Origin of the sequence: Cryobacterium sp. N21 (assembly GCF_002929575.1) — a bacterium.
Lineage (GTDB): Bacteria > Actinomycetota > Actinomycetes > Actinomycetales > Microbacteriaceae > Cryobacterium > Cryobacterium flavum.
In genome coordinates this window covers 45918-68967 of the sequence record NZ_PJJQ01000034.1, presented here as the reverse complement: position 1 = coordinate 68967, position 23050 = coordinate 45918, and the positions used below count along the sequence as shown (strand labels likewise).

Below are 23050 nucleotides of genomic sequence, written 5' to 3'. Positions count from 1 at the left end.
CTTGGAGCCCCGTTTACCTAGCTAGGATAGCGATTATCGAGGTTCTGGGAGGAACTGTGCTCGCCATCTCACGCTTCATCACCGGCAAACGCACCGCCTGGGCGGTTCTACTCGGTACCATCATTGCCGTCGGACTGTTGTTCGCCCTGCTTCCGGCTAATGAATCCGCAGATTTTCCGGCCGCGGGGTTGCCGGAAAGCAGCCAGGCCGCGCAGGTCACCAAGCTCCTCGCCGAGTTTCCCTCGGCCGATCAGACCGCGGCGATCGTGGTCTGGAGCCGCGACGGTGCCGCACTAACGCCGGCCGACAAGACCGCGATCACCGCCGCCGTCGAGGAGCTCGGTGCCGCGTCGATCGCCCCCCGGGCAGCGACTCCCCAGTTCAGCAAGGACGGCCAGGCCGCCCTGAGCGTGATGCCACTTCAGGCCGCGACGGCAACGGCCGATGTCGAGAAGACGGCCACCGACATTCGTTCTACGGCGTCGGCCGGAATGCCCAGCGGTCTGAACGCCTATGTCACCGGGCCGGTCGGTTTTCAGGCGGACATCACCAATGCCTTCGCCGGAGCTGATTTTCGCCTGCTGCTGGTGACCGTGGTCGTCGTGGCTGTGCTGCTGATCGTGACGTACCGCAGCCCGGTGCTCTGGATCGTGCCGCTCGTCGTGGTCGGCCTGGCCGACGGCCTGGCCGGCAAGGTGGCCGGGGCGCTGGCCGAGCCGCTCGGTTTCGCCCTCGACGCGTCGATCTCGGGCATCCTGTCGGTGCTGGTCTTCGGCGCGGGCACCAACTACGCCCTGTTGCTCGTGGCCCGCTACCGCGAGGAATTGCTGCACACCGAGAACCGCAACCAGGCGATGCGCACCGCCGTGACGAGCGCCGGCCCGGCGATCGCGGCGAGCGGCGGAACGGTCGCGCTGAGCCTGGCCACCCTGGTGTTCGCCGAACTGGCTGGTAACCGGGCGCTCGGCATCGCCTGCGCCATCGGCGTGATCATCGCCATCCTGTTCGCCCTGCTCGTGCTGCCGGCCGCCCTCGTAGTGTGCGGGCGCGGGCTGTTCTGGCCGTTCATTCCGCGGGTGCAGGCAGGGGCCGCCGCCACGCGCACCGGCTTCTGGACCAGGCTCGGCCGAGGCGTGTCGAAGCATCCGGTGATCATCACGGTCGTGTCCGTGCTCGCGATCGGGTCGCTCGCGTTCGGGCTGAACGGCGCCGCCGTCGGGCTGAGCCAGACCGATCAGTTGCTCGGCAACCCGGAGTCGGTCGTTGCACAGGACATCGTGGATGCGTCTTTTTCGGCTGGGCTGACCAGCCAGACCGTTGTGCTGGCGCCGGATGCGGCATCCGCCGACGCCGTAGCGGTCGCACTGAAAACCCCTGGCGTCTCCTCGGCCGTGGCTGGCGAGAACGCCGGCGGCCTCACCCGCATCGATGTCACGCTTGACAGCGAGCCGGGCAGCGACCAAACCTTCACGGCCATCGCCGCGCTGCGCACCGAGTTAGCGGATGCCCCGGCCGCGGTGTCGCAATCGCTGGTCGGTGGCAGCGATGCCACGGCCCTCGACACGAAAACCACGGCCGAACGCGACCAGGACCTGATTCTGCCACTGATCCTCGGCATCGTCTTTCTGATTCTGGCGCTGCTGCTGCGCTCGCTCGTGGCGCCGGTGCTGCTCATCGTGACCGTGCTCGGCACCTTCTTCGCCAGCCTCGGCGCCTCGAACCTGATTTTTCAGAACCTGCTCGGTTTCAAGGCCTTCGACACCAACGTCGTACTGTTCGCGTTCCTGTTCTTGGTGGCACTCGGTGTGGACTACAACATCTTTCTGACCACCAGGGCCCGCGAAGAGGCCAAACGCTACGGCACGCGCGAGGGCATGGTGCGGGCGCTCTCGTCGACCGGCGCGGTGATCACGAGCGCCGGAATTCTGATCGCGGCGGTGTTCGCCGTGCTCGGGGTGCTTCCCGTGGTGGCCCTCACCCAGATCGGTGTGATCGTCTGCATCGGGGTGCTGCTGGACACCCTCGTCGTGCGCACCGTGCTCGTGCCGGCGCTGGTGTTTCTGGTCGATGACCGGTTCTGGTGGCCGTCGCGGCCGGTGTCCACCCGACAGTAGCCCCGGCTGCCAGGGTTACGCCGGCTCGGGCGGCACCCGATCCTGCCAGCGGATGCGCCGCTCCAGCTGCGCGCCGAGCGCGAGCAGCGTGGCCTCGCCGCCCGGCCTGCCGATGAGCTGCACGCCCATCGGCAGGCCGTCGTCGGTCTGGTGCACCGGCAGCACGATGGCCGGCAACCCGCTCACGTTGATCATCGAGGTAAACGGCGTGTACTGCACCTGCTGGGCGAAGTTGGCCTCGGCGTCGTCGGCGTCGTACCAGCCGACCGGTCGCGGCGTCAGGGCCATGGCCGGGGTCAGCACGGCATCGAATTTTGACAACTGGTGAATGAACGACCGCTCAAACGCGGTCAGTGCGGCGAGCGCCTCGGCCAGGTCGCGGGCACCGAGCGCGCGGCCGCGGGCCAGCAGCCACTGGGTCAGCGGTTCGAGCAGGGCGATCTCGGCCTCGGTTTCAGCCGGGATACCGGCAGCTCCGGCCTGCCAGATGGTGCGGAACGCCGGCACGTAGCTGGCGTCGGGCTTCAAAGCGGTCTCTTCGAGCCCGTGGTGCAGGGCGGCGAACCCTGCGACGGCCAGGTCGAGGGCGGCTTGCGCTTCGGGGGCGATCGCTATGGAGTAGTCGTTATCCCAGGCCGAGGTGGTCATGACGCCGAGCTGAAACCGGCCTTCGCCGCGCACCGCCGCCGCGAGCAGCGGCGTTTCATCGCCGGGGGCGCGCAGGGCGTAGTGGTGGTCGGGGTGACCGTCTCGGGGAGCGATCATGGCGTCGAGCAGCAGCGCGGCATCCGCTACGGTGCGGGCGAGCGGGCCGCCGACCGGGAGGCCGCCGAGCTTGTCGATGCCGGAGGCGGCGGGCACGCGCCCGCGGCTCGGCTTGAGCCCGACCAGTCCGCAGGCGGCAGCGGGAATGCGAATGGACCCGCCGCCGTCGGAGCCGGGCGCGAACGGCAGCAGCCGGGCTGCGACCGCGACGGCGGCGCCGCCGCTGGATCCGCCGGCACCGAGCGCGAGGTTCCACGGGGTGCGCGCGGGCGGCGCTGCGAGGCTTTCGGTGTAGGAGGCCAGGCCGAATTCGGGGGTGTTGGTCGTGCCGAGGCTGACCCCGCCGGCGTCGTCGAGCGCCTGAACGAGGTCGTCGGACTGGTCGGGTACGTAGCCATCGAACAGGCGCGACCCGAACCCGGCGTGTACCCCGGCGCGCAGGTACAGGTCTTTATCGGCGAATGGGAGACCCCAGAGCGGGGCGGTGCGGGGCATCCGTTCTTCGACGAACCGGGCCCTGGCACGAGCGGCATCCGCGGTGACGGTGACGAAAGCGCCGAGCGCCGGGTTGAATTTCTCGATGCGCCCGAGGTAATGCTCGGTGAGTTCGCTCGGGCTGATTTCGCGGCTCTGCAGGGCCTGCCATTGTTCCAGGGCGGTCAATTCGTGTGGATCAGCCATGTGCCGAGCTTAGTTCGACCGGGACCGGCGGGCAGCCAACACTGGTTATGCACGCGCAGTAAAGCTAGCCTCAAGCCATGGCCAGCGCTTTGTACAACCCCATCGGTACCACCGCGCTTATCACCGGAGCGTCGAGTGGACTCGGGGTCGGATACGCCCACAAGCTCGCCGAGCGCGGCGCGGATCTCGTTCTCGTCGCCCGTCGTCAGGCCCGCCTCGAAGCCCTCGCGGTCGACCTGGCCGAGAAATACGGCACGGTCTCCACCGTGATTCCGCTCGATCTCACCGAAGCGGATGCCGTCACCGAGCTGGTGCGCGACCTGCGCGAGCGTTCGATCACCATTGGCACGCTCGTGAACAATGCGGGCTTCGCGACCTTCGGCACCGTGCTCGACTCCGACGAGAATCGGGAACGTGAGCAGGTGGCCCTCAACGTGCACGCCCTGACCGCGCTGACCCACGCTTTTCTGCCCGACCTGGTCGAGACGGCCTCGCTGAATCCGCACACCGCGGCGCTGGTGAATCTGGCCAGCACGGCGGCGTTCCAGCCGGTGCCGCGCATGGCGGTCTACGGAGCGACCAAGGCGTATGTGCTCAGTTACACCGAGGCGGTCAGCTACGAGACCAGGGCCAGCGGCCTCAAGGTGACCGCGATCTGCCCCGGCCCGGCCGACACCGAGTTCTTCGAGGTCGCCCAGACCAGCGGCGGCAAGAAGGGGACGCCGCTCACCGTAGAGGAAGTCATGCGCGCCTCTTTCTCTGCGCTCGACCGCTCGGTGACGCCATCCGTTGTGCTGGTCGGAACGCGCAACGCCGTGCTCGCGCGGGTCGCGGGCATCTACCCCCGCCGCGCGGTGCTCAACGCGGTGGGCCGCCTGAACACCCCCCGCCTCTGACAGGTCGCGAGAGAGGGGCTACTTCAGGCTCTTCTGCAGCAGAATCGTGCCGAGCCAGCGCTCGAACTTGAAGCCGACCTTGCCCATGCGACCGATCTCCTCGAAGCCGAAGTCGCGGTGCAGCTTGATCGAGGCATCCGCTCCCTGGTCGGCGATGACGGCGATGATCTCTTTCAGGCCGGCCGCCTTGGAGCGTTTGATCAGCTCGCCGAGCAGCTCGCGCCCGAGACCCTTGCCCGTCGATGCGGCGCCGAGGTAGATCGAGTTCTCCACCGTGAAGCGGTAGGCCTTCTTCTGCTTCCACGGGCTGACCAGGGCATACCCGAGAATCTGGCCGGCCGGCGAGACCGCGACGATGAACGGCATGCCCTGCTTGTTCAGGTAGTAGAACTTGTCGCGCCACTCGGCGAGCGTCATCGCATCCTCGTCGAAGGTGACGGTGCTGTTGGCCACGTAGTAGTTGTAGATCTCGCGAATGTGCGGCAGATCGGTCGCCCGCACCTCGCGCATCTCGTATTCGAACGGTGCCTCGGCGGCAACTTCCGGCCGCAGGTGGCGGGGCAGCCGACGACGAGGCTCGTATTCTTCCTCAAGCACCGGGCACTCCCCTTTCTGGTTGGTTCCAGATTACCGGAAGCTCCCAGGCAACCGGAGCCGCCCCCTGCTCGGTGAGCAACCGGTTGGCCGCGCTGAACGGGCGCGAGCCGAAGAATCCTCGCCGGGCTGACAGCGGGCTCGGGTGCGCCGATTCGAGCACGGGTGTGTCGCCGAGCAGGGACGTGAGCGCTGCGGCATCCTTGCCCCACAAAATCGCCACGAGCGGATGTCGCCGCCCCACCAGGGCGCGAATGGCTTGGTCGGTCACGGTTTCCCAGCCGTGCCGCCGATGCGAACCGGCAGCGCCGGCCCGCACGCTGAGCACTCGGTTGAGCAGCAGCACGCCCTGGTTCGACCAGGCGGAGAGGTCGCCGTGCTCGGGGCGCGGCAGGCCCAGGTCGGTGCCGAGTTCGGTGAAGACGTTGCCGAGGCTGCGCGGAACGGGCCGCACGTCGGCATTGACGGCGAAGGCCAGACCGATTGGATGCCCCGGAGTGGGGTACGGATCCTGCCCGACGATGAGCACCCGCACGGCGTCGAACGGCTGCCGGAACGCACGCAGCAGGTGCTCCGGCACTGGTAACACCTCGTGGCCGGCGGCCCGTTCGCTCGTCAAAAACTCGGAAACCCGAGCCAGGTCATCGGCCACGGGCGCGAGTGCTCGCGCCCACCCCGGGTCGATCTCACCGCTGGCCGCAAGGGCGTCGAGGTTCACGAGCGCACTGCGCAGCGGCGCGTGCGCGGAAGCGGGCGTATCCGCTGAATTACCGCCATCAGGTGGGCAGATCAGGCACCGATGGTGCTCACGAGCACGCCGCCATCGGCCTGGCTGACGTTCCAGACACTGCCGGCTCCGAGCACGCGGAGGGCCCCCTCGCCGACCACGAGCACGGTGTTCTCGTCGATGGCGAGGCCGCCGTCGATGAGGCCGGCCTCGGTCGCGGCGATCAGGCGGGACAGGCTGCCGGACTGGGCGGCGTGCACGTCCACCGTCACGTCGAGCAGTCCGATGCCCTGGGCGAGGGTGATCTCGTCGAGGCCCTCCGACACGTCCTGGGGCGTGACCTCGACGCCGCCGATGCGCCAGCCACCGATCAGGGCGCGTTCGGCGGCGATCATGGCGCCGGCCGAGAAACCGAGGTAGGGCACGCCGGCCGAGACCTGGCGGCGAATCTCCCCAGCGATCGGTAGCAGTGCGGCGAGATAGTCGGGGGTCACGCCGCCGCCGATGATGATACCGTCGACCGCGGACACGGAGGTGAGGGCCGCGACGTCGCCGGGGGCGAGCACGGTCAGTCGAGCCTCGGCGGTAAGCCCGAGAGCAGCGGCCAGTTCTTCGGCGTGGGCTAAGCCCGGGCCGACGGTGATGATCGCCACGATCGGTTCGTCGCGGTCGGCTGTGAAAGCCTGAGCCGTGACCTCGGACAGGAACGTCGCGAAGACCGGAATGTCGCTCTCGGCGTCTCCCCCGCCGCCGACCAGGTGCACGCTCATGCGGGCACCCCATCCGTCAGGTCGGCGAGCGCTTCGGGCGCAATATCCTCGGGCGCACCCGGCACCGGCGGCAGCGCCGACCAGGGGAACACGATCCACCTGTCGGTTTCGCGCCAGGTGAAGTCGGGCACGTGCACGGTGCGCGGCTTGGTGTAGAGCGTCGCGGTGCGCACCTCCATGGCGGTCTCGCCAAGCAGGCGAATGACGAGCGCGAGGGTGTGGCCGGAGTCGGAGACGTCGTCGACCAGCAGCACCCTCTTGCCGGCCAGGGCCGGTGCGTCGAGCATCGGCGCCGACAGCACCGGCTCGGGCAGGCGCTCGTCGACGCCGGTGTAGAACTCCACGTTGATGCTGCCGCAGTTCTTGGTGCCGAGCGCGTAGGAGATGGCACCGGCCAGCAGCAGGCCGCCGCGGGCGATGGCGATCACGACATCCGGGTGAAAACTGCTCTCCCGCACTCGGGTCGCCAACTCGCGCGACGCTTCAGCGAAGTCGGTCCACTGCAGAATTTCGCGGTCAATAGCGGGCGAAGTGGGCACGGCCTCGGCATCAAGTGTCATTCATCAATGCTAGCTAGATCCCGACCCGTCACGCACACAGCGGATGCCGCGCTGCCAGCTGGCAGCGCGACATCCGCTCTGAAAAGAACAGCGCTACGGCACCTGCCGCTGATTGACGCCGTTATAGGCCGACAGCGGACGAATGAGCGCGTTGCTCTTCTTCTGCTCCATAATGTGCGCGGTCCACCCGGTGATGCGCGCCGCCACGAAGATCGGTGTGAAGGTGAGGGTGTCGAACCCCATCAGGTGGTACGCCGGGCCCGAGGGGTAGTCAAGGTTCGGCAGAATCGCCTTGCGGTTCGTCATCGCCGTCTCGAGGGCTTCGTACAATTCGAGCAGTTCCGGCTTCTGGTAATGCTCCACGAGGGTGACGAGCGAGGCCCGCATCGTCGGCACGCGCGAGTCGCCGCTCTTGTAGACGCGGTGCCCGAAGCCCATGATCTTGCGCTTCTCAGCGAGCGCCTTCTCCAGCCACGGTTCGGCCCGCGCCGCCGATCCGGCTTCGAGACCGATCTCGGCGAACGTATGCATGACGGCCTCGTTCGCGCCGCCGTGCAGTGCACCCTTAAGAGCCCCGACCGCCCCGGTCACGGACGAGTACAGGTCGGACAGGGTGGACGTGATGACCCGAGCGGTGAAGGTCGACGCGTTGAAGGAGTGCTCGGCGTAGAGGATCATCGACACGTCGAAGGCGTTGACCACGACGAGTTCCGGCACCTCGCCGAAGGCCATGTGCAGAAAGTTTGCCGAGTAGCCGAGGTCGTCACGCGGCTCGACCAGACCCTGTCCGTGCCGGCGACGCTGGTCGTAGGAGACGATCGCGGGCAGCTGGGCGAACAGACGAATTGATTTGTCGAGGTCGGATTGGGCCGACGGATTCTCGGCGTCGGGGTCGCTCGCACCGATGACGCTCACCGCGGTGCGCACGACATCCATCGGGTGCGCGGTCAGCGGCAGCTCGTCGATGATTTGCTTGACCACCGGGCTCATGTGCCGCAGCGAACGTTCGAGTGCCTCGAAGTCGGCGAGCTGTTGGTCTGTGGGCAGTTCGCCGTGCCAGAGCAGGTAGGCGACCTCTTCGAAGCTCTTCTTCGCCGCGAGTTCCTGCACCGGGTAGCCCCGGTAGAGCAGCGAGTTGGTCTCCGGGTTGACCTTGGAGACCGCGGTCGTGTCGACGACGACGCCGGTCAGTCCCTTATAGATGTGTGGTTCGACAGTTTGGGTGTCAGACATTGTGCTCCTTTAGGCCTGCGTCGAACTGGGCGTCGAAATGTGCGGGTTCAACGTGAAATCGAAGATACCCGAATCGAACTGACTGTACGACGCATAATCGAGCAACTCGTACAGGTCCGCGCGGTGCTGCATTTCCGGCAGCATCGTGGTGAGCGAGCCGGTCTCTTCGATCGCGTCGAGTCCGCGGGCGGCCGACCCCATGGCCAGGCGCAGCAGCGACACCGGAAAGATCACCAGGTTCATGCCCACGTTTTCGAGCTGCTGCACGGTGTACAGCTCGCCCTTGCCGAACTCGGTCATGTTCGCGAGGATCGGCACCGACACCGCAGCGCGAATCGTTTCAAACTCGGCCAGGCTGCCCATCGCTTCGGGAAAGATCGCGTCGGCCCCGGCATCCTGCAGCTGTTTGGCGCGCGTGACGGCCGCGTCCAGCCCGTCGACGGCACGGATGTCCGTGCGCGCCATCACGAGAAAGTTCGGGTCCCGCCGCGCGTCGACCGCTGCGCGGATGCGTTTGATCGCGGTGTCGGCATCCACGACCTGCTTGCCGTCGAGGTGACCGCAGCGTTTCGGGTTGATCTGGTCCTCGATGTGCATGCCGGCCAGGCCGGCGTCTTCGAGGGTCTGGATGGTACGGGCCACGTTCATCGGTTCGCCGAACCCGGTGTCGGCGTCGACGATCGCCGGCAGGTCGGTCATGCGGGCGATCTGCTGCGACCGGCTGGCCACCTCGGTGAGGGTGGTCAGGCCGATGTCGGGTAGGCCGAGGTCAGCCGAGAGCACGGCGCCCGAAATGTAGACGCCCTCGAACCCCTTCTGCTGAATGAGCTTGGCAGACAGCGGGTTGAACGCGCCGGGGTAGCGCAAAATCTTGCCGCTTTTTAGGCCCTGGCGCAGGGCAATCCGCTTGTCGGCGGCGGTCGTGCCGGCGTACAGCATTAGAAGATTCCGTTCGGCGTGGCGACCCCGGAGAGCAGTCCGGGCTTGGCCACGATGGTCAGGCCCCCGAGGTCGGCAGCACCAAGCTCGGGCAGGCGCTGGGCCAGCGCGAGGAAGCGTTCGATCTCGGACACCTCCATCACCGGCGCGGCCAGGGTGCGGAACTTGTTGATGTACTCCGCGCGGGCAAACGGGCGAGCGCCAAGTGGATGCGCGTCGGCGACGGCGATCTCGTCGACCAGGCGGGTTCCATTGGCCAGTTCGATCTCCACGCGACCGCCGAAGGCCTTCTCGGCCGGGTCGAGGGAGTGGTAGCGACGCGTCCACTCCGCATCTTCGGTCGTGGTGACGGTGTTCCAGAGGGCGATGGTGTCGGGTCGACCCGCGCGCTCGGGGCTGTAGGAATCGACGTGGTTCCAGGTGCCGTCCTGCAGCGCCACCGTGAAGATGTACGGAATGGAGTGGTCGAGGGTTTCGCGGCTCGCGGTGGGGTCATACTTCTGCGGGTCGTTGGCGCCGGAGCCGATCACGAAGTGAGTGTGGTGGCTGGTGTGGATCACGACGCTCTTGATCGCACCGGCCACGAGCAGCTCCGGGTGCTCGTTGTGTAGCTTGCGAGCGAGATCGATCCAGGCCTGCGCCTGATACTCGGCCGAGTGCTCCTTGGTATAGCTGTCCAGGATCGCGCGCTTGATGCTTCCGGGTTTGGGCAGCGATACGTCGTAGGAGCCCTCCGGTCCGTCGAGAAGCCAGGCGATGACGCCGTCTTCGCCCTCGTAGATGGGCGTTGGGCTGGTCTCGCCGCGCAGGGCCCGGTCAACGGCCTCGACGGCCATCTTGCCGGCGAATGCCGGGGCGTGCGCCTTCCAGCTGGAGATCTCGCCCTTCCGTGACTGGCGGGTTGCGGTCGTGGTGTGCAGCGCCTGGCCGACGGCCTGGAAGATGATCTCCTTGTCGAGGCCGAGCAGGGTGCCGATGCCGGCGGCCACGGACGGGCCGAGGTGGGCAACGTGGTCGATCTTGTGGGCGTGCAGGCTGATCGACTTCACCAGGTCGATCTGAATCTCGTAGCCGGTGGCGATGCCGCGAATCAGGTCGCCGCCGGTCAGGCCGCGAGAGGCGGCGAGGTGCTGGGCGACGGCGGTGATCGGGGGGATGTTATCACCCGGGTGCGAGTACTCTGCGGCCAGGAACGTGTCGTGATAGTCGAGTTCACGCACGGCGACGCCGTTCGCCCAGGCTGCCCATTCGGGGGACACCCGGCGAGCCGGCGCGAGGCCGAACACGGTCGCGCCGTCGCCACCGTTGGAACGCGGGTGCGAGAGTGCCTGCGAGCGAGCGGCGATCACTGGACGACGGGTCAGGCTGGCCGCGGCAACGGAGGCGTTGTCGATGACGCGGTTGATGACCATCTCGGTCACTTCCTCGGAGACCAGAGCGGGGTCGGCGGCGACCTCGGCGATCTTCCAGGCCAGCTGGTCCTCGCGGGCCAGATTCTCGTCGCTCTTGTGAACTCGAACGTGGTGCAGTTGCACGGTGGATCCCTTCGTTAGTCGGCCGGAGTCGTTAATCGACAAGAGCCGGATTGACACCAGTTGCCGAGTCCTCGTCGATCGTCGCGAGGACGCTCAAGAGGCTTTGGTGAAGATGAATATGGGTGGCATGGGCTGCCAGCGACGGGTCGCCGGCGATGATGGCGTCGATAATCAGCAGGTGCTCGGACGCTGCGGCACGAAGCCGCATCGGATTTCTCTGGGCCAGCCGACGGATACGGGCCAAGTGGGTGCGTACGGCGCGCAGGGCGCCGACGAGAAAGGGGTTTTCAACGGCCGCGTCGACGGCATCTTCGAGTTCGTCGATCAGCACGTAGTAGCGGTGCACACCGATATCGCCCTGGTCCAGCAGCTCCGGCGCCGTCACAAACGCGTCGCGCAGCTTCAGGAACGGTGCGGGTTCGCGCCGAGTCGCGGCCAGGCGGATCGCCTGCACCTCGAGCGCCTGGCGCAGTTCGTACAGTTCGGAGATGCTGTCGACGGAGATGTCGGTCACTTCGAAACCGCGGCCGCGACGGCCGACAACGAGACCGTCGGCGATCAACCGGGCGACCGCTTCGCGCAGCGGGGTGCGGGAGACGCCGATGCGCTCGGCTTGTTCTACTTCGAGCAGGGCAGCGCCGGGGGCGAGGAGGCCGTTGAGAATCTCCCCGCGCAGCTGACGGTACGCCCGCTCGCTAGCTCGAAGCGGTACGTCTAACCCCAACATTGCGGTTTCTGTATACACAATAGCGATCCTATTCCACATAGCTGGGTTATATGCAATACTTCAACCACTCTTTGTATACAGAGGCACTTCGATGGAGAAGGTAGACATGAACGGCGAATCAGGTGGGGGCTACCGGGAGGCCTGGCGACGCAGCATTTCGTCGCCGGAGGACTTCTGGCTTGAGGCCGCCGAGGGTATCGACTGGATCACGCAGCCGACAAGTGCACTCGCCGTCAACGGCAAAGCTACCGGAAGCTGGTTTCCCGGGGGAATGCTCAACACGAGCTACAACGCCCTCGATCGGCACGTTCTGGCTGGCCGGGGCGCCCACACGGCGCTCATCTACGACTCCGCCATGACCGGCACCCGGGTTCAGCTGAGCTACCTCGAGCTGCTCGGCCGCGTCGCCAGATTCGCCGGCGTGCTCCGCGCCAACGGCGTCGGCACCGGAGACCGCGTCATCATCTACCTGCCGATGATCCCCGAGGCCGTCGTCGCCATGCTCGCCTGCGCGCGCATCGGGGCTGTGCACTCGGTCGTGTTCGGAGGTTTCGCCGCGACCGAACTGGCCGTACGCATTGATGACGCCCGCCCGAGTGTCATCGTCACGGCATCCGGCGGTCTGGAACCCGGCCGCGGGGTGGAATATCTGCCGCTGGTCGAGAAAGCGCTCGCCCTCAGCCAGGGCTCGGTGCACACGGTGATCGTACGCAACCGGGACAGCATTCCCGGGTCGGCCGCCGACTACCAGAAAGCGGATGCCGTCTGGCTCGACTGGGCCGACGAAGAGGCCACGGCGGCACCGGCCGACCCGGTGGCCCTGCGCTCCGACGACCCGCTGTACATCCTCTATACCTCCGGCACGACCGGCAAGCCCAAGGGCATCATCCGCGACAACGGCGGCCACGCCGTCGCCCTGAACTGGTCGATGCGCAATGTCTACAACGTAGGCCCCGGCGACGTCTACTGGGCTGCGTCCGATGTCGGCTGGGTGGTCGGGCACTCCTACATCGTCTACGCACCGCTACTGGCGGGCGCGACCACGGTCATCTACGAGGGCAAACCGATCGGAACGCCCGACGCCGGTGCGTTCTGGCGCGTCGTCGACGAGCACAAGGTGAAGGTGCTGTTCACCGCGCCGACCGCCATTCGGGCCATCCGCCGCGTCGATCCCGACCTGCTCGAGCTGAAGAATCACGACGTGTCCAGCCTGACCAGCCTGTTCCTGGCCGGCGAGCGCCTCGACCCCGAAACCTTCCACTGGGCCAATAACGGGCTGCACTGCCCGGTGGTCGACCACTGGTGGCAGACCGAAACCGGCTGGCCGATCTGCGCCAACCTGCTCGGCATCGAGGAGTTGCCCACGAAGCCGGGTTCGGCCACCGTTCCGGTTCCCGGGTATGACATCGCCATTCTGGATTCCAAGGGCAAGCCGATCGAAAAGATCGGCAAGGACGGCAACATCGCCATCCGCCTTCCGCTGCCACCCGGGACCCTGCTCGGGGTCTGGGGCAGTGAGGAACGATTCGAAAGTTCCTACCTCACCGCTTTTCCGGGTTACTACGCCACCGGTGACTCCGGTCATTTCGACGCGGACGGCTACCTGTTCGTGATGGGCCGCACCGACGACGTCATCAACGTGGCCGGGCACCGACTGTCGACCGGCTCTCTCGAAGAGGTTCTCACGCTGCACCCGGCCGTCGCCGAGTGCGCCGTGCTCGGCGTGCACGACCCGCTCAAGGGTCAGCGTGCCGCTGGATTCGTTACCCTCAAAGCCGGCAGTACGGTGCAACACGACGTACTCGCCGCAGAACTCGTCGCCCTCGTCCGGGAGCATGTCGGCCCGGTCGCAGCGTTTCGCGACGTCACCATACTCGACCGACTGCCCAAAACGCGGTCGGGCAAGATTCTTCGCAAAACCATTCGGCAAATCGTCGATGGTGAAGAATATTCCGTTCCCCCCACCATCGAAGACCCCACCGTTCTTGACGATCTGAAACGAGCGTTGTCAGCATCCGTTTCCTAACCCGGTCACGACCACTCCCCACCCCCACCGCGCACCCACACTTTTTCCGCAAAACCCAAATTTTCCGTCCCTGAGGCAAGGAGGCCCCATGAGTGAAGCAGTGAAAGACGCCCCACCGAAGTCCCGTATCGACTACGAGGCGTTTGAGAAGACCCCCCGTTTTCTCGAGTTGAAGCGCACCCGCAACAAGTTCGTCGTACCAATGGCCATCTTCTTCTTCGTCTGGTACATCGCCTACGTTCTCGCAGCGGCCTACCTGCACGACTTCATGGCCACGCCGGTCTTCGGCAGCATCAACATCGGTCTGCTCCTCGGCCTCGGCCAGTTCGTCACGACCTTCGCCATCACCATGACGTACGTGACCTTCGCCAACCGCAAGATCGACCCCCGCACCGAAGAACTTCGCCTTGAACTCGAGCGGATGGAACAGCGATGAACGCACTGCACTTACTGGCCACCGCGGTCAAACCGGTTGAGAACAACCCGGTCCTGAACATCTCGATTTTCCTGGCCTTCGTGGCGGTGACCCTGATCATCGTCATCCGCTCCGGCCGCAACAACAAGACGGCGGCTGATTACTACACGGGTGGCCGCTCGTTCACCGGACCGCAGAACGGGTTCGCCATCGCCGGCGATTACCTGTCGGCGGCATCGTTCCTGGGCATCGTCGGCGCAATTGCCGTCAGCGGCTACGACGGATTCATGTACTCGATCGGATTCCTCGTCGCCTGGCTCGTGGCCCTGCTGCTGGTTGCGGAGCTCATGCGCAACACCGGCAAGTTCACCATGGCCGACGTGCTCTCCTTCCGGTTGAACCAGGGCCCCGTGCGCGTGGCAGCGGCGACGACTACCCTGGCCGTCTGCTTCTTCTACCTGCTCGCCCAGATGGCGGGAGCCGGCGGACTCGTGTCGCTGCTTCTCGGCATCAACGACAAGCTCGGCCAATCCATCGTGGTCACCGTCGTCGGCGCGCTCATGATCGTCTACGTACTGGTCGGCGGCATGAAGGGCACCACCTGGGTGCAGATCGTCAAGGCGTTCCTGCTCATCATCGGTGCGTTCGCCATGACCATCTGGGTGCTGGCGATCAACGGCTTCAGCCTGTCGAACCTGCTCGACAGCGCCGTCGCAATCTCCGCCTCGGGCGCCGACATTCTGGCTCCGGGGTTGAAGTACGGCGCCAACCCGCTGGACTTCATCTCCCTGGCTCTGGCCCTCGTTCTTGGAACCGCCGGCCTGCCGCACGTGCTCATGCGCTTTTATACGGTTCCGACCGCGAAGGAAGCTCGTCGCTCGGTGGTCTGGGCAATCTGGCTCATCGGCGCGTTCTACATCTTCACGCTGGTGCTCGGCTTCGGTGCCGCGTCTCTCGTTGGTGCTGACACCGTTCTCGCCGCTCCCGGTGGAGTGAACTCGGCAGCCCCGCTGCTCGCGCTCGCTCTCGGTGGTCCGCTGCTGCTCGGCTTCATCTCGGCCATCGCGTTCGCGACGATCCTGGCCGTTGTGGCCGGCATCACCATCACGGCTGCAACCAGCTTCGCGCACGACATCTACGGCTCCGTCATCAAGAAGGGCAAGGGAAACCCCGACGACGAGGTCAAGGTCGCTCGTCGCACCGTGATCGTGATCGGCATCCTGGCCATCGCCGGTGGTATCGGCGTGCAGGGGCAGAACATTGCCTTCCTGGTGGCCCTGGCCTTCGCCGTCGCGGCGAGCGCCAACCTGCCGACCATCCTCTACTCCCTGTTCTGGCGTGGGTTCACCACCCGGGGCGCGGTCTGGAGCATGTACGGCGGACTCGCCTCGGCCGTGCTGCTGATCATCTTCTCGCCGGTGTTCTCCGGTACGGAGACCTCCATGTTCGGTGCTGACGTGAACTTCGCGATCTTCCCACTGAGCAACCCCGGCATCGTCTCGATCCCGCTCGGATTCTTCCTGGGCTGGCTCGGATCGGTCACCAGCACGGTGAAGGAGAGCCCGAAGCTCGCCGCCGAGATGTCGGTGCGTTCGCTCACCGGGCATGGCGCCGAGAAGGCTGTCGAGCACTAACCCCCGCAGTGCAACGAACGGGCCGGCCAGGATGCACATCCTGTCCGGCCCGTTTGCTGTGCCCCGCGGGAGGCGGAACTCCCGCGCACTGGCTCAGGTCCAGCGCGGCGCGTCGCGTGGGAGTTGTGGCCAGGCCAGAACTCTCTCTCGCTCCGGGCGCGAATTGGCGCTGGTCCCGCGCAGCCGGGCCGCGCCGGAACCCGCGGCCCCCGGTTAGTCCTCGCGCACCATTAGGGGGCCGCGGGCGACGCGGGTCGACGATGCCTGGGCGACCGGCTTGATCACGATCAGGTCGAGGTTCACGTGCGCGGGGCGCTCAACGCTCGACACGATCGTCTCGGCGATGTCCTCCGCCGAGAGCGGATCGGGAACGTTCTCGTAGGCCGCGAAGGCCTTGTCGGCGTCGCCGTCGAAGCGAACCAGGCCGAACTCATCCGTTCTGACCATGCCCGGCGCGATCTCGATCACCCGAATCGGCTCCCCCGACAGTTCGAGGCGCAGCACCTCGGTCATGGCGTGCGCGGCGAACTTCGCCGCGTTGTAGCCGCCACCGCCGAGGTAAGCCACGTGCCCGGCAATCGAGGTGACGTTCACGATATCGGCCGATCCGGCCCCGGAGGCCATACCGGCGCGCAGCAGCGGCAGAATGGCCGTGGTGACCCGCTTGACGGCGAGCACGTTGATCTCGAACATCCAGGCCCAGTCTTCGATGCTTCCGGCCTCGACCGAGTCAAGACCCTTGGCGCCGCCGGCATTGTTGACGAGGGCGTGCACCGGGCCGCTGGCGGCGAGGTAGTCGCGCAAGGCGTCGACATCCGCCTGCACCGTGAGGTCGGCGGTGAAGACATCCGCTCCGGTTTCGGCCTGCAGCGCTTTGAGACGGTCGGCCCGCCGTGCGACCCCCACCACGTTCCAACCATGCTCCCGGAACAGGCGTGCCGTCGCCGCTCCAATTCCTGAACTTGCTCCGGTCACAACCACTCGTCGAATACTCATTTCTCCATTGTGGCGGGAGAATGGTGTCAATGAGCGCACTGGACACCACCACTCCACCACAGAAGCGTCGCGTACCCCTCTGGGACAACGCGCGCTGGGTGGCCGTCACCCTCGTGCTGATCGGCCACGCGATTCTCAAACTCATCGGCGAAGCCGATGTCGCCTACACGCTGTATCTGTTCATCTACGCCTTCCACGTGCCGGTTTTCGTGGCCGTGAGCGGCTACTTCGCCAAGTCGGGACCGCCAAACGCACGGCAGATGCACCGGCTGCTCACCGACATCGTCTTTCCGTACCTCATCTTCGAGACGATCTGGACGGTGCTGCGCTGGATCCTCGGCGGTAAGTTCGTGCTGGATTACTCCACAGCGAGCTGGACGCTGTGGTTTCTGCTCGCCCTGGTGATGTGGCGGATTGTCCTGCCGTACCTCGTGTTCCTGCGCTATCCCCTCATCATCAGCATTATTATCTCGATCGGGGTCGGCTACCTGCCGAATATAGACGGTACGTTCGCCCTGTCCCGCACCCTCGGGCTGCTGCCGTTCTTTGTTTTCGGCTGGAAACTGCGCCAGTGGCTGCTGACCGACACCTGGCTCGAGCTCCGCAACGGCCTGGTCTGGCGCTGGCGGGCCGGCGCGATCGGGCTATTCGCCTTGCTCTACCTGGTGATCGCGTTCAATATCAACGCCCTCCGCACCCTGCAGGTGCGCCGATTCCTGCTCTATGACGAGGGGTACGCGACGTTTGACTATTCCGCGTGGTGGGCCGGCGGCATCCGTTTGGCCGTCATGCTGCTCGCGTTTGCGCTCATCGTGGCATTCCTTATGCTGATTCCGCGGCGCACGACCTGGTTCACCGAGCTGGGCGCGGCGACAATGTACATCTACCTGCTGCACACCTTCGTGCTTTACCCGCTACGGGAGACGGGTGTGCTCGACGGTCCACAGCCCGCGTGGGTGTTGCCGGGCATGATCGTGCTGAGCGTGATTACCTCCATCGTGCTGTCGCTGCCCGTCGTTCGACGGCTGGTTCAGCCCCTGGTCCAGCCGAAAGTACGGTGGCTGTTCCGGGAGACGGCGACGACGCCGACCGGCACGATCGTGTTGCCGCATGACAATCGCACGTAAGCGCTCGCACAACATGACGTTGTGTTTCGCCGGCTCTTGCACGGCCATTCGGGCATCTTTAGGCTCGGGGCCAGAGCGCTGGAGAGTCCGCGCTGAATGACGCGGAGGCTATCGTGACCGACAATTCTTCATCGTGGAAGTTTGAGACCAAGCAGGTTCATTCAGGCGCGCGTCCCGACCCGGTTACGAACGCGCGAGCCACCCCGATCTACCAGACCACGTCGTACGTGTTCAACAGTGCGGAGCACGCGCAGAATCTGTTCGCGCTGGCCGAGTTCGGCAACATCTACACTCGCATCCAGAACCCCACGCAGGCCGTCGTCGAGGAGCGCGTCGCGGCGCTCGAGGGCGGTACCGCGGCGCTGCTGCTGTCTTCCGGCCAGTCGGCATCCACTTTTGCGGTGTTGAACATTGCGCAGGCCGGTGACCACATCGTGTCGTCGAGCTCGATCTACGGCGGAACCTACAACCTGTTCAAGTACACCCTGGCCAAGCTCGGCATCGAGGTCACCTTCGTCGAAGACCAGGATGACGCGGCCGAATGGCAGCGCGCGGTGCGCCCGAACACCAAGCTGTTCTTCGCCGAGACCATCGGCAACCCGCGCATCAACGTTCTTGACATTTCCCTGGTAGCGGATGTCGCCCACGCCGCCGGTATTCCGCTGATCGTCGATAACACTATCGCCACCCCGTATCTGATTCGCCCGTTCGAGCACGGCGCCGACATCATCGTGCACTCGGCCACGAAGTTTCTCGGCGGCCACGGCACCATCATCGGCGGCGTGCTGGTCGACGGCGGCAAGTTCGAGTGGTCGAAGAACGTCGAGAAGTTCCCAGGCCTGACCGAACCCGACCCGTCGTACCACGGCGCCAGCTACACCACCGCGGTCGGCGACGGCATCGCCTACGTCATCAAGGCGCGTGTGCAGCTGCTGCGCGACCTCGGCAGCGCTATCGCCCCGGCGAGCGCCTGGCAGCTCATCCAGGGCATTGAGACCCTCAGCCTGCGCATCGAACGCCACGTGCAGAACGCGCAGGACATCGCCGAGTGGCTCGACAACCACGACGACATCGCCTCGGTGAACTACGCCGGACTGCCGTCGAGCCCCTGGTATGCCAACGCCAACAAGTACGCCCCGCTCGGCGTCGGTGCTGTGCTCTCGTTCGAACTCAAGGGCGGTGTCTCGGCCGGCCGCGCCCTGGTCGACAACCTGAGCCTGTTCAGCCACCTCGCCAACATCGGTGATGTACGCTCCCTGGTGATCCACCCGGCGTCGACCACGCACGCCCAGCTCACCCCGGAGCAGCAGCTCACCGCCGGCGTCACCCCCGGCCTGGTGCGCCTCTCGGTGGGTATCGAGAACGTCGTCGACCTCAAGGCCGACCTCGAGGCCGGTCTGGCCGCCGCCCGCGCCGTCGTCAAGCGCGACCGCGCCGACGCCTAAACCAAATCGGCCCAGCCCGGGCGTACGACGTAACATGCGCCCGGGCGGTTCATTCGACCGACAGAATGGACCTGTATGGAATGGCAATCGTCAGCAGACACGGTCCCGTCGAGCTTCATTACCGAAGCCCAGGCGCGCTCGGTACTCGGCAAGCCTCCGGCGACCGGAGCCTGGCGTGACGGCGACCCAGTGGGCCACCGCCAGTTTCAAAACCTCGGCCCGCTCAGCTTCGAGGCCGGCGGCAGCCTTCCGGCAGCCCGCCTCGCTTACGAAACCTGGGGAACCCTGAACCCGGCCGCCGACAACGCCGTACTCGTGCTGCACGCCCTCACCGGTGACAGCCACGTGGTCGGCGCTCCCGGACCCGGCCAGGAGACCGGCGGCTGGTGGGACGGTATCGTCGGCCCCGGACTGGCCATCGACACCGACCGGTGGTTCGTCGTGGCGCCGAACATGCTCGGCGGCTGCCAAGGCAGCACCGGGCCGGCCTCGCTCGCACCCGACGCGCTGGAGTGGGGCATCCGCTTTCCCTATCTCACCATTCGCGATCAGGTCAGCGCCCAGCGCGTGTTCAGCGACCGGCTCGGCATCGAACGCTGGGCGGCCGTCATCGGCGGTTCCATGGGCGGCATGCACGCCCTCGAATGGGCGATCGAGACCCCCGCCCGGGTCGAACGCCTGATCATTCTGGCGGCGCCGCCCGTCACGACCGCCGACCAGATCGCCCTCAACTCGGTGCAGATCGAGGCCATCCGCACCGACCCGGCCTTTCGAGCCGGCGACTACTACGACGAAGCGGATGGCGACGGCCCGACCCGCGGGCTGGCCCTGGCCCGCAGAATGGCCCTGCTCAACTACCGAAGCCCGGCCGAGCTGAACGCCCGCTTCGACCGGGGCTGGCAGAGCGGCATCAGTCCGCTCGGCGCCAACGGCCGCTTCGCCGTTGAGTCGTACCTCGACTTTCACGGCAACAAATTCACCCGACGCTTCGACGCCAACAGCTACATCGTGCTGGTCGAAGCCATGAACTCCCACGATGTCGGTCGCGGTCGCGGCGGCGTCGCGACCGCCCTGGGCCGGATCAGCGCCCGCTCGGTCGTCGTCGGAATCGACAGCGACCGTCTCTTTCCGGTGGATGGCCAGCGCACCATCGCCGCGCATCTGACCAACAATATTGATGGACCCACCGCGGTCGTGCTGGAATCCGGCTATGGTCACGATGGTTTCCTCATTGAGAACGAGGCAATCGGCGCCCAGATTCGACGGGTGCTGCACTAGGGCGAACCCGCGCGCGTGTCGCCCGGTATGGTGCTGATAGAACACGTTCATTTCCAAACCGGACAGGCCCCCATGCAACGCATCCTCAAGGAGCGCGACCGCCTCCTGCGCAGAGCGGTGCAGGCAGCCGGGCTCGTGGGTACGGCCACGACGCTGGCCTGCCTGCTGGTGCCGGGCGGGCTGGAGGCCGACGCACGCCTCTGGTGTCTCGTGCTCGTGCTGTTTCTGGCCGTTGGACAATACTTGCTCGGCAGCACCGGGGCGCTGCGCTGGGCCGTTCTGACCGTGCTCAGCGGAGAAGCGATCATATTCATCGTGGGCTTCGCCAGCCATCCGGGTGTTCCCCTGAACCTGATCGAGGAGAGCGTCATCGGCATGGTTTCCACCGCGCCGATGTGCGCGGTCGCGGCCGTGCTGCTGACCAGCCCCCGCCGGATACTGCTGCTCGTGGCGAGTTTCGCAGTCACCATCGCGAGTGTGGCCGTCGTGACCGTCGATGCGCCCGACCGCACGGTGCTGCTGGCGCTGACCGTGAGCATGTGGCTGGCGTTCACGCTCGCTGCCTGGTGGATCGCGCAGAGCGTGCCCCGGGTGATGCACCGCATCGCCGCGATCGGCCGCGCCCACCGGGCCGAGCGGTACGCGAGCGAGCTGGAAGCGCAACGCCGTCAGGACGCCCGTCTGCTGCACGACACGGTGCTCGCCACCCTCACCCTGCTGGCCCACTCCGGCGTGGGGGTGAGCCCGATCGCCCTGCAGAAGCAGGCCGGTGATGACGCACGACTCCTACGCCAGCTGCGCCTCGGCGGCCTGCCGACGCCCCGTCGCTCCGGGGTCTACAGCCTGGAACCGGCGTCGGTGCTCTCCCTCGGCGATACCCTCGACGCCGTGCGCCAACGCTTTGAACGCATGGGCCTCACCGTCAACTGGCACGGCAGCGGGCAGGTGCAGCTATCCAGCAACGTACTCGATTCCTTTCTGCTGGCCCTCTCCGAATGCCTCGAAAACGTGCGCCGTCACTCCGGTGTCGACCACGCCGACGTGACCATAACAGATGACGCCCGCACTGTTCGCGCGATGGTCACCGATACCGGGGTCGGCTTCGACCTCGGCCAGGTGGGAACGGAGCGCCTCGGTGTGGCCGAATCGGTGATTGCCCGGCTTCGGGATGTCGGCGGCAACGCCCGCCTGTTCTCCTCGCCCGGCGCCGGAACCACGGTTGTGCTGGAGGTTCCCAAGTGAGCCAGTTTAGCGACACCGCGCCCATCGCCACCCACCCGCGGGCCCGCGGTGTGGGTTCGCGTCTGCTCGGCGGATCATCCGAACGCAGCTGGCCACCGGCATCCGCCGCGCATCGCACCCGCGCCGACCTGTTGCCGCTGCGGTTTCCCCGCACGATTCTGCGCGGTGACGGCCGCATCACCGTCTTTCGGTCGGACCAGAACGGTTTGGGTGCCCGTCACCTCGGTATCGGCATGAGCATCAGCGGGGCCTTCATCGCGGTGTTCCTGCTCGCGCGCCTGATCATTGAGTGGGACCCGGCGCACATTCCGGTGCTGAGCATTCTGGCCTGGGTCATTCTGCTGGCCACCGCGGTGGCCGTTCACCTCGCGGTACACAAACTGGCCTCCCTCCTGCCGCTCTGGTTGTTCCTGGCGGCCCTGGGCGCCTGTGCGGTCGTGGTGGCGCTCGATCTGGCCGGATCCTCGGGCGCGACCGGCGCGGGAAACTTTTCGACCGCGGCACCCGCCGTCGGCGCTTTTCTACTGTCGATCGTGACCCTACGCGAGACCGGCGAAATCACCATGGCCACCGTGGCCCTCGGTCTGGCGATGAGCGCGGCGACACTGTTCGAAACGCGCGCCGACCTGCTCACCCTCGGCCCCGACATCCTCTCCATTGCCCTCGCTGTCGCACCACCGCTGGTCGGTGCGAGCATCGTGCAGGCGTTCCGGCGCATGGTGCAGCGCGAACTCGACCTCGTTCTGGTGCAGAGCACGGTCTCCCAGCCACGATTCGCGGTCGGGATGCTCGCCTCCGAGCAGCTGGCCCGGCTCGACCTCGACGCCGAGACCCTGCTCGACGATGTTGCCCAGGGCCGCACCGCACTGCCACTGACGCCGTCGACGGCGACCACGGCGGCCTCCCTGGCTACCCAACTGCGCTTGCACCTGATCGAGGGGCGCACCGAAACCTGGCTGCACCACGCCATCACCGAGAGCGAATTTCTCGGTCCGGTCGTCGCGCTCAGCGATCCGGCCGGTCTGGCCGGACTGCTCTCCCCGCCGCAACGCGATGGGCTGCTGCTGACAATTTGGCTGCTGATCGGGGATACGGCCAGGTCGGGGACATCCGTTTCGCTGCGCCTTGGACCGATTGCCCCCACACATGGGGCGGGTCCGCACCGCAAGGTGCGTTTCCCCATCGAATTGACTACAACGGGGGTCGCCCGGCGGCGTGTCGATCCCGAAACCTGGCAGGCGATTCGTGCGGTTGGCCCGCATGTGGACTCAAATCGGGCCGGGAGCCTGCGGGTAGACATCGAGTGCAGTGTCGACAATCCAGCGGATGCCTAGTATTGGGGATTT

General features: G+C 66.4%; 20 protein-coding genes. 10 read left to right on the top strand and 10 right to left on the bottom strand.

Annotation, left to right across the window (positions count from 1 at the left end; translation table 11 throughout):
• The first annotated feature begins 56 nt into the window (after positions 1-56).
• Positions 57-2114, top strand: a complete 2058-nt coding sequence (locus CXY77_RS12480; protein ID WP_104130158.1) for an MMPL family transporter — start codon at positions 57-59, stop codon at positions 2112-2114.
• Positions 2115-2129: 15 nt separating this feature from the next.
• Here CXY77_RS12480 and CXY77_RS12475 read toward each other — a convergent pair whose 3' ends face one another.
• On the bottom strand, positions 2130-3560 hold the full coding sequence (locus tag CXY77_RS12475; protein ID WP_104130157.1) for an amidase: 1431 nt from the start codon (positions 3558-3560) through the stop codon (positions 2130-2132).
• Between the two features lie 77 nt (positions 3561-3637).
• Between CXY77_RS12475 and CXY77_RS12470 the strand changes: the two genes are divergently transcribed.
• Positions 3638-4456 (top strand): SDR family oxidoreductase, encoded by an 819-nt coding sequence (locus CXY77_RS12470; protein ID WP_104130156.1) that lies wholly within the window; start codon positions 3638-3640, stop codon positions 4454-4456.
• Between the two features lie 18 nt (positions 4457-4474).
• Here the strand turns inward: CXY77_RS12470 and CXY77_RS12465 are convergent, their stop codons facing one another.
• From CXY77_RS12465 to CXY77_RS12430, 8 genes are all read right to left on the bottom strand, one after another.
• Positions 4475-5053: a GNAT family N-acetyltransferase gene (locus CXY77_RS12465; RefSeq protein ID WP_199181920.1), complete on the bottom strand. Its 579-nt coding sequence runs from the start codon at positions 5051-5053 to the stop codon at positions 4475-4477.
• Complete coding sequence (locus CXY77_RS12460; RefSeq protein ID WP_104130155.1) at positions 5046-5768, bottom strand: uracil-DNA glycosylase; 723 nt, start codon at positions 5766-5768, stop codon at positions 5046-5048. The genes CXY77_RS12465 and CXY77_RS12460 overlap by 8 nt, the downstream gene beginning before the upstream one ends.
• Positions 5769-5839: 71 nt before the next feature.
• Positions 5840-6547: a Type 1 glutamine amidotransferase-like domain-containing protein gene (locus tag CXY77_RS12455; protein ID WP_104130154.1), complete on the bottom strand. Its 708-nt coding sequence runs from the start codon at positions 6545-6547 to the stop codon at positions 5840-5842.
• The gene (locus tag CXY77_RS12450; RefSeq protein WP_104130153.1) at positions 6544-7107 is read right to left on the bottom strand and encodes a phosphoribosyltransferase; all 564 of its coding nucleotides are present in this window, start codon (positions 7105-7107) and stop codon (positions 6544-6546) included. The genes CXY77_RS12455 and CXY77_RS12450 overlap by 4 nt, the downstream gene beginning before the upstream one ends.
• A 93-nt stretch (positions 7108-7200) precedes the next feature.
• Positions 7201-8340, bottom strand: a complete 1140-nt coding sequence (locus tag CXY77_RS12445; protein ID WP_104130152.1) for a bifunctional 2-methylcitrate synthase/citrate synthase — start codon at positions 8338-8340, stop codon at positions 7201-7203.
• 9 nt (positions 8341-8349) lie between these two features.
• Positions 8350-9279 carry a methylisocitrate lyase gene (gene prpB, locus CXY77_RS12440; protein WP_092340579.1) on the bottom strand — a complete coding sequence of 310 codons (930 nt, stop codon included), beginning with the start codon at positions 9277-9279 and terminating at the stop codon, positions 8350-8352.
• Positions 9279-10814, bottom strand: coding sequence for an MmgE/PrpD family protein (locus CXY77_RS12435; RefSeq protein WP_104089397.1), 1536 nt, complete (start codon positions 10812-10814; stop codon positions 9279-9281). The genes prpB and CXY77_RS12435 overlap by 1 nt, the downstream gene beginning before the upstream one ends.
• A 31-nt stretch (positions 10815-10845) precedes the next feature.
• A complete protein-coding gene (locus CXY77_RS12430; protein ID WP_104130151.1) occupies positions 10846-11541 on the bottom strand; it encodes a GntR family transcriptional regulator in 696 nt (231 codons plus the stop codon).
• Between the two features lie 106 nt (positions 11542-11647).
• On the opposite strand from CXY77_RS12430, the gene CXY77_RS12425 reads away from it, so the two are divergent.
• From CXY77_RS12425 to CXY77_RS12415, 3 genes are all read left to right on the top strand, one after another.
• On the top strand, positions 11648-13567 hold the full coding sequence (locus CXY77_RS12425) for an AMP-binding protein (RefSeq protein ID WP_104130150.1): 1920 nt from the start codon (positions 11648-11650) through the stop codon (positions 13565-13567).
• A gap of 88 nt (positions 13568-13655) precedes the next feature.
• A complete protein-coding gene (locus tag CXY77_RS12420; RefSeq protein WP_092340576.1) occupies positions 13656-14003 on the top strand; it encodes a DUF485 domain-containing protein in 348 nt (115 codons plus the stop codon).
• Positions 14000-15616: a cation acetate symporter gene (locus CXY77_RS12415; RefSeq protein WP_092340575.1), complete on the top strand. Its 1617-nt coding sequence runs from the start codon at positions 14000-14002 to the stop codon at positions 15614-15616. Before CXY77_RS12420 ends, CXY77_RS12415 begins: the two co-directional genes overlap by 4 nt.
• 213 nt (positions 15617-15829) lie before the next feature.
• Here CXY77_RS12415 and CXY77_RS12410 read toward each other — a convergent pair whose 3' ends face one another.
• Entirely contained in the window at positions 15830-16612 is a 783-nt protein-coding gene (locus CXY77_RS12410) for an SDR family NAD(P)-dependent oxidoreductase (protein ID WP_174774950.1), read from the bottom strand.
• Positions 16613-16641: 29 nt separating this feature from the next.
• Between CXY77_RS12410 and CXY77_RS12405 the strand changes: the two genes are divergently transcribed.
• The 5 genes from CXY77_RS12405 (at position 16642) to CXY77_RS12385 (ending at position 23038) form a co-directional block, all read left to right on the top strand.
• Positions 16642-17739 (top strand): acyltransferase family protein, encoded by a 1098-nt coding sequence (locus CXY77_RS12405; RefSeq protein ID WP_233197384.1) that lies wholly within the window; start codon positions 16642-16644, stop codon positions 17737-17739.
• A gap of 113 nt (positions 17740-17852) precedes the next feature.
• Positions 17853-19184 carry a bifunctional o-acetylhomoserine/o-acetylserine sulfhydrylase gene (locus CXY77_RS12400; protein ID WP_092340572.1) on the top strand — a complete coding sequence of 444 codons (1332 nt, stop codon included), beginning with the start codon at positions 17853-17855 and terminating at the stop codon, positions 19182-19184.
• 75 nt (positions 19185-19259) lie between these two features.
• Positions 19260-20462, top strand: coding sequence for a homoserine O-acetyltransferase (locus tag CXY77_RS12395; protein WP_092340571.1), 1203 nt, complete (start codon positions 19260-19262; stop codon positions 20460-20462).
• Positions 20463-20534: 72 nt separating this feature from the next.
• Positions 20535-21704, top strand: a complete 1170-nt coding sequence (locus tag CXY77_RS12390; RefSeq protein WP_092340570.1) for a sensor histidine kinase — start codon at positions 20535-20537, stop codon at positions 21702-21704.
• Positions 21701-23038, top strand: a complete 1338-nt coding sequence (locus CXY77_RS12385) for a hypothetical protein (protein WP_092340569.1) — start codon at positions 21701-21703, stop codon at positions 23036-23038. Before CXY77_RS12390 ends, CXY77_RS12385 begins: the two co-directional genes overlap by 4 nt.
• Positions 23039-23050: the final 12 nt, after the last annotated feature.

Bases quoted from the DNA above. Each gene is read 5' to 3' on its own strand.
- CXY77_RS12475 (WP_104130157.1), bottom strand. From the start codon at position 3,560: ATGGCTGATCCACACGAATTGACCGCCCTGGAACAATGGCAGGCCCTG.
- CXY77_RS12470 (WP_104130156.1), top strand. From the start codon at position 3,638: ATGGCCAGCGCTTTGTACAACCCCATCGGTACCACCGCGCTTATCACC.
- CXY77_RS12455 (WP_104130154.1), bottom strand. From the start codon at position 6,547: ATGAGCGTGCACCTGGTCGGCGGCGGGGGAGACGCCGAGAGCGACATT.
- CXY77_RS12450 (WP_104130153.1), bottom strand. From the start codon at position 7,107: ATGACACTTGATGCCGAGGCCGTGCCCACTTCGCCCGCTATTGACCGC.
- CXY77_RS12445 (WP_104130152.1), bottom strand. From the start codon at position 8,340: ATGTCTGACACCCAAACTGTCGAACCACACATCTATAAGGGACTGACC.
- prpB (WP_092340579.1), bottom strand. From the start codon at position 9,279: ATGCTGTACGCCGGCACGACCGCCGCCGACAAGCGGATTGCCCTGCGC.
- CXY77_RS12430 (WP_104130151.1), bottom strand. From the start codon at position 11,541: ATGTTGGGGTTAGACGTACCGCTTCGAGCTAGCGAGCGGGCGTACCGT.
- CXY77_RS12425 (WP_104130150.1), top strand. From the start codon at position 11,648: ATGAACGGCGAATCAGGTGGGGGCTACCGGGAGGCCTGGCGACGCAGC.
- CXY77_RS12420 (WP_092340576.1), top strand. From the start codon at position 13,656: ATGAGTGAAGCAGTGAAAGACGCCCCACCGAAGTCCCGTATCGACTAC.
- CXY77_RS12415 (WP_092340575.1), top strand. From the start codon at position 14,000: ATGAACGCACTGCACTTACTGGCCACCGCGGTCAAACCGGTTGAGAAC.
- CXY77_RS12410 (WP_174774950.1), bottom strand. From the start codon at position 16,612: ATGAGTATTCGACGAGTGGTTGTGACCGGAGCAAGTTCAGGAATTGGA.
- CXY77_RS12405 (WP_233197384.1), top strand. From the start codon at position 16,642: ATGAGCGCACTGGACACCACCACTCCACCACAGAAGCGTCGCGTACCC.
- CXY77_RS12395 (WP_092340571.1), top strand. From the start codon at position 19,260: ATGGAATGGCAATCGTCAGCAGACACGGTCCCGTCGAGCTTCATTACC.
- CXY77_RS12390 (WP_092340570.1), top strand. From the start codon at position 20,535: ATGCAACGCATCCTCAAGGAGCGCGACCGCCTCCTGCGCAGAGCGGTG.